The organism is Lactobacillus sp. (genome assembly GCF_051893255.1).
Taxonomy (GTDB): Bacteria; Bacillota; Bacilli; order Lactobacillales; family Lactobacillaceae; genus Lactobacillus.
In genome coordinates, this window is sequence record NZ_JBJFHB010000050.1 from 25,060 (window position 1) to 32,977 (window position 7,918).

Consider the following 7,918-nt stretch of genomic DNA (forward strand, 5'->3'; position numbering starts at 1 on the left):
GTACTTTTCTGATTCCTCATCATTGCCAATATAGGTCATATTTTACCACAAATGCTGTCAATTTTCATTATTTTTTAGGAAAAATGTCGGATCGGATTTCGTCTAAAAAGCTTAGGCTGGACAGCCGCAAATCGACCGTTGTCTGGTAGATCTTGCGGATCGCCTGCCGGGTTTCCAGCTTTAATTGGTCGCTGACCGCAATTTCGCCCAAGCGGTCAATCGGAATGAGACCCAAAGTCCGAATGAGACCCGTGGCTTTGGGCGACAGGTGTTCTCTTTGTACCCGGTTAAAGTGGTCGCTGCAGACCACTCCGCCTAAATTGATAGAATAGTCAAAAATACCCTGCTCCTTGCCGCAAATGACGCAAGAAGCCAGGTGCGGCATGACCCCATAGGCGGCTAGCAGCTGCAATTCCACCATTTGGGTAATGATCTCCGGGTCTTGGCCGGCCACGATCCGCTTAAAGGCACTGACCAATAGCCCATAAAAGTCTTCTAGAGGCTGGTATTCGCTAAAAGCGTGGTCGGCTAGGTCAAAGAGATAAGACAGGTAGGCATTTTTGACCAAATCGCTATAGAGCTCATCGTGCTGCTTGATTTCTTTAGTCGCCCGCAGCTGGCTGATGCCCTGTCTTTTGGTCAAGATGCTAAAAGTGCCTTCGGTAAAAGGAAGAGCGACCGCGTTAAAAGGGGACTTAGGCCGCATCCCACCCTTGATGATCACGGTCACGATCCCGAGTTCCCTGGTCCAGAGCTTGGCCAAGAGGTCAGCTTCTTGGTACCTCCGCCTTTTAAAAAGGATCCCGGTCACATCCAGCAGGTCATAAGCCATTAGAGGTCCTTCTTATCGTAGCCGATCGACTTCAAGAAGGCTGGGTCTTGGCGCCAGTTATGTCTGACCTTGACCCAGAGCTGGAGGTTGACCTTTTCACCCAAGAGGCTTTCGATTTCTTTTCTAGCCTTCATCCCGATCTGCTTGATCATGGCACCGCCCTTGCCGATGATGATCCGCTTTTGGCCATCTTTTTCCACATAGATGGTGGCGTTAACCTGCAATTTGCCGTTGATCCGCTCATTCATCTGTTCTACCCAAACCGCAGTTGAGTGAGGCACTTCTTGGCCAGTCAAGCGCAAAATCTGCTCTCTGATCATTTCAGCAACGACAAAGTATTCAGGCCGGTCAGTTACTTCATCAGAAGCGTAGTATTGCGGTCCTTCTGGCAGGTAGTCCTTGATCGTCTTTAAGAGGTCGTCCACCCCGTTGCCTTGGCTGGCGGAAATTGGCAAAAATTCCGCAAAGTCGCCCACGGCTTGGTAGGAGTCGATAATTGGGAGCAGGTCGTTGGGGTGAACCTGGTCGATCTTGTTAATAACCAAAAAGACCGGTACTTCCACATTCTTCAAAAGACCAGCAACGTATTCTTCGCCCTTGCCCGCTTTTTTGGCATCAACCATAAAGAGGACCAGGTCCACGTCGTTTAAGGCAGACAGGCTGGCCTTGTCCATGTATTCGTCAAGATCAGAGTGGCTCTTAAAGATCCCGGGCGTGTCGACAAAGACGGCTTGCATGTCGTCTTCAGTGTAAATGCCAAAAATCTTGTTTCTCGTCGTTTGCGGCTTGGCGGAGGTAATGGCCACCTTTTGCCCGATCAAGCGGTTCATCAAGGTTGACTTGCCAACGTTTGGCCGACCAATTAGGGCCACAAAGCCTGACTTATGCTTATTTGTTTGCACCATCTTCAATATCCTTTTCTGTAAACTGATATGGCAAAAGCTGCTCCACTGTATATTCCGCAAAGTCGCCCTGGCTGTCGGCCAAGATGACTTTGGCACCCCGTGCCATCAGCTCGCTCATCACCTGCCGGCAGGCCCCGCAAGGAGAAATTGGCCTGTCGGTATTGCCAATGATCAACAGGGTCTTGATCTTGCCCGGCATCCCGCTGTTGACCCAGCCAAACATGGCCGTTCTTTCCGCGCAATTGGTTAGACCATAAGAGGAATTTTCAATATTGACCCCGGTGAAAAATTCCCCTTGGTCAGTTGCCAAGGCCGCCGCCACATGGAAGTGACTATATGGGGCATAGGCGTCTTTTAAATGGTCCTTGGCCAGGTCAAAAAGCTGCTGTTCTTCAGGCGTCATTACTTGCCTCTCCCTTCATCTAATTGGTCTGGGTAAAGGGGCAGACCGTATTCTTCTAAGACCTTGCCCTGGATGCCAAACATTTCCTTAGCTTCATCCGGCTCAATATGGTCATAGCCATTTAAGTGAAGGTAGCCGTGAACGATGGTATAGCCAAATTCCCGGTCAAAGCCGGTACCATATTCTTGGCTATGCCGTTCAATGACGCTTGGACACATGAAGAGGTCGCCGATGTCCTCAGTAAAGTCTGGGTCATCCATAAAGGCAGATAAGTCAAGGCCATCTTCCCCATCTTCAATGGCAAAAGAGATCACGTCCGTTGGCCGGTCCTTGTCCCGGTAGTTGCGGTTGATCTCTTGGGACTTATCTTCATCCACAAAGTTGATGCTCATTTCTTGAGCGTTGTCCTTGCCGATCTCTTTTTTGGCTAATAAAAGCAGATCCATGATCCACTTTTCCCAATCGCGGCCCTCTTTTTCTAAAAAGCCGACTTCGTCTTGGTAGCTTACGTCAATACCTTCCATTATTTTCCTTCTCTTTCATAAGCCTGAATGATCTTGGCCACCACAGGGTGCCGTACCACGTCGCTAGCGCTAAATTCGACAAACTTGATCTGGTCAATCCCCTGCAAAATGTGCTGAGCCGTCACCAGCCCGCTCTTGGCCTTGCCCGGCAAGTCGATCTGGGTCATATCGCCGTTAACGACCATCTTGGAGTTAAAGCCCAGTCTCGTTAAAAACATCTTCATTTGGGCATCGGTCGTGTTTTGCGCTTCGTCCAAGATGACGAAGGCATCTTCCAAGGTCCGCCCTCTCATGTAGGCTAGCGGCGCAATTTCAATGACGCCCCGCTCCATCAGGCGGTCAGTTGGTCCCTGCCCTAAAATTGCGTAAAGGGAGTCGTAAATTGGCCGCAAGTACGGGTCGACCTTTTCCTTCAAGTCCCCTGGCAAAAAGCCGAGAGATTCCCCAGCTTCAACGGCAGGCCGGGTCAAGATGATTTTCGACACTTCACCCTTCTTAAAGGCAGACACGGCGCAAACCACCGCCAAAAAAGTCTTACCAGTCCCAGCTGGCCCAATGCCAAAGACCACGTCGCTCTTATTGATGGCTTCAACGTAGTCCTTCTGGGTCATGTTCTTTACCCGGACTGGCCGACCCTTGGCATCCCGGATCAAGATCTGCTTGTAGAGGTCGCCAAAATACTCGGTCGTCCCCCGGTCCGCCATCTTCATGGCACTGACCACGTCAGCAGCGGTCAGGTTGATGCCGCTAGAAGCCACCTTATCAAGGGCCTTCAAGGCCTTGATCACCTTTTCGACTTGATCTTCTTCGCCCTTGATGTTGATCTTTTCTCCTAAATCATCCAGCTCAACATCGTAGCCCTCTGCAATCAGCTTTAAATTGCCATCATTTACGCCAACGAGCTTTTGAATATTCTCGACGCTCTCAGGCGAAAACTTCTTTTCCAAATGCGGGACACTCCTTTAATCAACAATTTTCAAATTCACAAGGTTCCTATCTTAATGATACACATTTGCCAAACATTGGACAACCGGAATGCGTCATTTATAGGCAAGAAGAAATAAGGGCATGAAAAAAGCTCCCGCTTTCACGAGAGCTTCAGTCAATTAATAATGTCTACGCTTACGAGCAGCCTCAGATTTTAACTTTCTGCGAACGCTTGGCTTTTCGTAGAATTCACGCTTACGGTATTCTTGCAAAGTACCACTTCTAGAAACGGAACGCTTAAAACGACGAAGAGCATCATCAATAGACTCGTTTTCGTGAACGATAGTCTTAGCCATGTGTGATCCCTCCTTCCATTTCTTGGCATTACTGCCATAAACATTTATCTAAATTATAGCAAATTTAGCCTAATCGTCAAGGGCTTCAAGAGATTTTTTTGAATTATTTGCCATCATCAACCGCTTTCACGCATTTTCCGGTATAATAGAGTTAACGAGGTGATTAATATGACTGAAACGACTACAGCCAATACTGAAAAGACAACTGAAAAAGAGAAAATCGAAGTTAACATTATCATTATTTCCGACTCAGCTGGCGAAACGGCCTTTAACAACGCCCAAGCTGCTGCTGTTCAATTCCCTGGTGCCGAAATCAACTACCGGCGCTACCCTTTTATCACTGATCAAAAGAAGCTGGACAAGACCTTAGATGAAATCGAGCAATACCCTAACCTGGTCATCGTCTACAGCTTGGTTGATGAAAAGCTGCAACTGCCAATCATCAAGTACGCTAGAGAACACAAGGCTAAGTACATCGACATCCTGTCGCCGATCATCGAGGCCATCAGCCAAACGACCCACTTGAAGCCAGAAGGCTTAGTTGGGGCCAACCACCAGCTGACCACCAAGTACTTCAACCGGATCTCGGCTATGGAATTTGCGGTTATGTACGACGACGGCAAGGATCCAAGAGGCTTTTTGGAAGCAGACGTCGTCTTGCTCGGGGTTTCCAGAACCTCTAAGACGCCTTTGTCCTTACTGTTAGCCAACAAGGGGCTCAAAGTTGCTAACCTGCCACTAGTGCCACAAACCCACATTCCAAAGGAAATCTACGAAATCGACCCGAAGAAGATTATCGGCTTGACCAACGATCCAAAGGTTTTGAACCGGATCCGCCGGCAAAGAATGATCTCTTACGGGATGGACCCAGATACAACCTACTCCAACATGGACTCCATCAACGAAGAACTTGAAAGCGCTATGGCACTCTACAAGAAGCTCGGCTGCTTCGTAATCAACGTTGCTGAAAGATCTATCGAAGAAACTGCTGCCTTGATCATGAATCACTTGGGCTACGAAGAAGACTAAGAAAAACGCGTTACCTGCAACTTGCAAGTAACGCGTTTTATTTTCGCAGAGCCGCTAATCAACTCTAAACACTTCACCAGAAACTGGATCAACGATAATGTCAAACAGCTTTTCTTCGGCTTTTTCAGCCGCTTCGTCAACTATGCGGAAAGTATAGAAAAAGTCCGCATGTCTACGCCGATCAGGCTTAGCAATTTGCACCTTGGCGTTCTGGTGACCATGTTCGTGGGCGTATTCACTCGCAATTTCGCTAGCAGCGTCTAAGCCCATAAAGCGTACTCTATTTCGGTTGTTATCTCTTCCGTCTACCATCTTCTTCACCACCTTATAGATATTATAGCACGTTTATAATCATTATTTAAGGATATCTCTATACTAATTTCTCTATAATTTTTATCCAGCTTTCCCGTAAGCATCTATATTTCGATAACCTTTTATTTATGCTGTAATACCATAATTGTTTTCACACAGCAGAAAACTTTTTTGATAATTTACATGTAATTTACATGCGTACACTATATATTATAGGCTTTTAATTAAAATTTACCAAGTTATTTAATCTGAATCCTACGTAATGATGAGTAAAAATAAGAACGAAAAAAGCGCGCCGCAGCGCGCTTTTTGGCTTTTCTAGACGACTTCTTGCTCCCGAAAGCGTCCATAGATCTTTTGCACTTCAGTGACGCTCATAAAGGCAAAAGGATCGCATTTTTGGACGGTGGTCCGGATATCGTAGAGATCGTAGGTGTCGATGATGGTGATCAAGACCGTTTTTTCCGTGTGACCATAGGCCCCTTCTACATCGTGGAAGATGGTGATCCCGCGGTGCATTTTTTCCTGGATGCCTTCAATGATGGCTTCCGGGTGCTCGGTAACGATCATCACCTGCAACTTGTGGTGCTGGGTGTAGACGGAGTCGATCATCCGGCCATTGATGAAGATGTTTAAGGCCGTGTAAAGAGCCCGAGACCAGTCAAAGAGGAAGCCGGCAATTAGGACAATGACCAAGTTGACCAGGATGTTGAACTTGCCATAGTTCATCCCGGTCTTTTTTCTCACGACAATGCCTAAAATATCGAGGCCCCCAGTTGAAATCCCACTCTTCAGAGCCATCCCAGTGCCAAGACCGTTCACCGCGGCCCCAAAAATGGCGCAGAGGATAGGATCCAGACTGATGTGGGTCGGTTGAATGTAGCGCATCATGATCGTCGACATGGCAACAGCAAAGACCGTGTAGCCAGTGAATTCATGCCCGATCTTGTTCCAGGCAAGGATAAACAAAGGAACGTTCAAGGCAAAGTATGTTGCTTCAGTCGGGATCGTGAACGGCAGATAGCGGCTCGTCACCGTGTTGACGATCTGGGCAAAGCCAGTAATGCCAGAAGAATAGATATGGCCGGGGTGCCAGAAGAAGTTCAAGGCGACGGCAACCATGACAGAATAAAGGATAGCCGTCCCAATTCTTACTAAAAAACTATTGTTGCGTGAAAAGCGATTTAAGTCAAAATCATTCATTTTTTTCATGCGACCTCAATTTCATAAAGTTCTGGCTTCAGCAAGTCTGAAGCTTTTCTACCATATTAATGATACAGCTTTTCTCGGGCAGTTTGAACCGAGGAAGAGCTTTTTCAAAAGAAAAAACGTCTAACAATTTGTTAGACGTTTTCCTTTACTCAAATAAGACTAGTTGTTGCTTGAAACGTTGGCTAAACTGTTGCTTTCAGAACTTGCGGTACTGGAGTTGAAGGCTGATTCAGAAACGGAGACTGAGGTACTTGTTGAAACAGAAGTGATTGCACTTTGTTCAGCAGAAGTTGGGTCACTCATACTTGCCAATTCTGAGGCAGACATTTCCTCGACTTCAAGTTCAGATTGTGAGACAGATGCGCTAGCCGCAGAAGCGACACTGTTGCTCGTTGAGTTTTCGATTGAAGCAGTAAGTGAAGAATCTTCACTAGTGCTTGTCATTGAGCCAACGCTGGTACTCGTGCTCGTCGTATTTTGAGTTTGAGTAGTGTTGCCAGTAGTTGTTGTCGTGGTACCAGTTGTATTGGTCGTAGTCGTGTTAGCGGCTGCCGGCGTTACTACACCATTTGTGGTGGTAGTGGTAGTTGTAGTCGTCGTTGTAGGAGCTGCTGGCGTGATTACGTTAGTAGGCGTTACCGTGTTGCCAGCCTGACTTTGACTTGTTGAGGTGCTTGCTGATTGGCTTGCACTCGTAGAGGTGCTGGTACTTTGGGACTCGCTAGTTGAGTTGCTTTGACTCGTGCTCGTGGATTCACTGGTTGAAGTACTTTGGCTCGTACTCGTGGATTCACTCGTAGAATCTGAACCACTGGTGCTGCCGGATTCACTTGTTGAGTCTGAGCCACTGGCGCTGTCAGAGTCACTTGAAGAAGTTGAACCACTGTCGCTAGTGGATTCGCTCGTTGAGCCTGAACCACTAGTGCTGTCGGATTCACTTGAGGAAGTTGAACCACTGTCGCTAGTGGATTCGCTCGTGGAATCTGAACCACTGTTGCTGTCAGTGTCACTTGAAGAAGTTGAACCACTGTTGCTACCTGATTCACTCGTAGAGCCTGAACCGCTGGTGCTGCCTGATTCACTTGAGGAGTCTGAACCACTGTCGCTAGTGGATTCACTCGTAGAGCCTGAGCCACTAGTGCTGCCGGATTCACTTGAAGAAGTTGAACCACTATCGCTGTCAGATTCACTCGTAGAGTCTGAGCCACTAGTGCTGCCAGATTCACTTGAGGAAGTTGAACCACTGCCGCTGTCAGATTCACTTGAGGAAGCTGAGACACTGCCGCTGTCAGATTCACTCGTAGAGCCTGAGCCACTAGTGCTGCCGGATTCACTTGAGGAAACTGAGACACTGCCGCTGTCAGATTCACTCGTAGAGCCTGAGCCACTAGTGCTGCCGGATTCACTTGAGGAAGCTG

9 protein-coding genes and 1 pseudogene are annotated in these 7,918 nt (G+C 47.7%); 1 reads left to right on the forward strand and 9 read right to left on the reverse strand.

Translation table 11 applies throughout. The features are described 5' to 3' along the window. Positions 1-67: 67 nt before the first annotated feature. The 6 genes from recO to rpsU form a co-directional block, all read right to left on the reverse strand. Entirely contained in the window at positions 68-832 is a 765-nt protein-coding gene (gene recO, locus ACI4WN_RS04180; protein ID WP_439777097.1) for a DNA repair protein RecO, read from the reverse strand. Beyond that, positions 832-1,737: a GTPase Era gene (gene era, locus ACI4WN_RS04185; protein WP_035173953.1), complete on the reverse strand. Its 906-nt coding sequence runs from the start codon at positions 1,735-1,737 to the stop codon at positions 832-834. Before era ends, recO begins: the two co-directional genes overlap by 1 nt. Next, positions 1,721-2,140 carry a cytidine deaminase gene (cdd, locus tag ACI4WN_RS04190; RefSeq protein WP_439777098.1) on the reverse strand — a complete coding sequence of 140 codons (420 nt, stop codon included), beginning with the start codon at positions 2,138-2,140 and terminating at the stop codon, positions 1,721-1,723. The genes era and cdd overlap by 17 nt, the downstream gene beginning before the upstream one ends. Next, positions 2,140-2,664 (reverse strand): rRNA maturation RNase YbeY, encoded by a 525-nt coding sequence (ybeY, locus tag ACI4WN_RS04195; RefSeq protein ID WP_439777099.1) that lies wholly within the window; start codon positions 2,662-2,664, stop codon positions 2,140-2,142. Before ybeY ends, cdd begins: the two co-directional genes overlap by 1 nt. Then, entirely contained in the window at positions 2,664-3,611 is a 948-nt protein-coding gene (locus ACI4WN_RS04200) for a PhoH family protein (RefSeq protein ID WP_439777100.1), read from the reverse strand. The genes ybeY and ACI4WN_RS04200 overlap by 1 nt, the downstream gene beginning before the upstream one ends. Before the next feature lie 159 nt (positions 3,612-3,770). Continuing rightward, the gene (rpsU, locus tag ACI4WN_RS04205; protein WP_002880182.1) at positions 3,771-3,947 is read right to left on the reverse strand and encodes a 30S ribosomal protein S21; all 177 of its coding nucleotides are present in this window, start codon (positions 3,945-3,947) and stop codon (positions 3,771-3,773) included. 168 nt (positions 3,948-4,115) lie between these two features. Between rpsU and ACI4WN_RS04210 the strand changes: the two genes are divergently transcribed. Beyond that, positions 4,116-4,976: a pyruvate, water dikinase regulatory protein gene (locus ACI4WN_RS04210; RefSeq protein ID WP_009558684.1), complete on the forward strand. Its 861-nt coding sequence runs from the start codon at positions 4,116-4,118 to the stop codon at positions 4,974-4,976. Positions 4,977-5,030: 54 nt separating this feature from the next. Here ACI4WN_RS04210 and ACI4WN_RS04215 read toward each other — a convergent pair whose 3' ends face one another. The 3 genes and pseudogenes from ACI4WN_RS04215 to ACI4WN_RS04225 all read right to left on the reverse strand — a co-directional run. Beyond that, on the reverse strand, positions 5,031-5,288 hold the full coding sequence (locus ACI4WN_RS04215; protein ID WP_439777101.1) for a hypothetical protein: 258 nt from the start codon (positions 5,286-5,288) through the stop codon (positions 5,031-5,033). A gap of 318 nt (positions 5,289-5,606) precedes the next feature. Next, entirely contained in the window at positions 5,607-6,491 is an 885-nt protein-coding gene (locus ACI4WN_RS04220; RefSeq protein ID WP_279201388.1) for a YitT family protein, read from the reverse strand. A 168-nt stretch (positions 6,492-6,659) separates the two neighbouring features. Continuing rightward, positions 6,660-7,918: pseudogene (locus ACI4WN_RS04225) on the reverse strand (hypothetical protein); the annotation flags it as partial.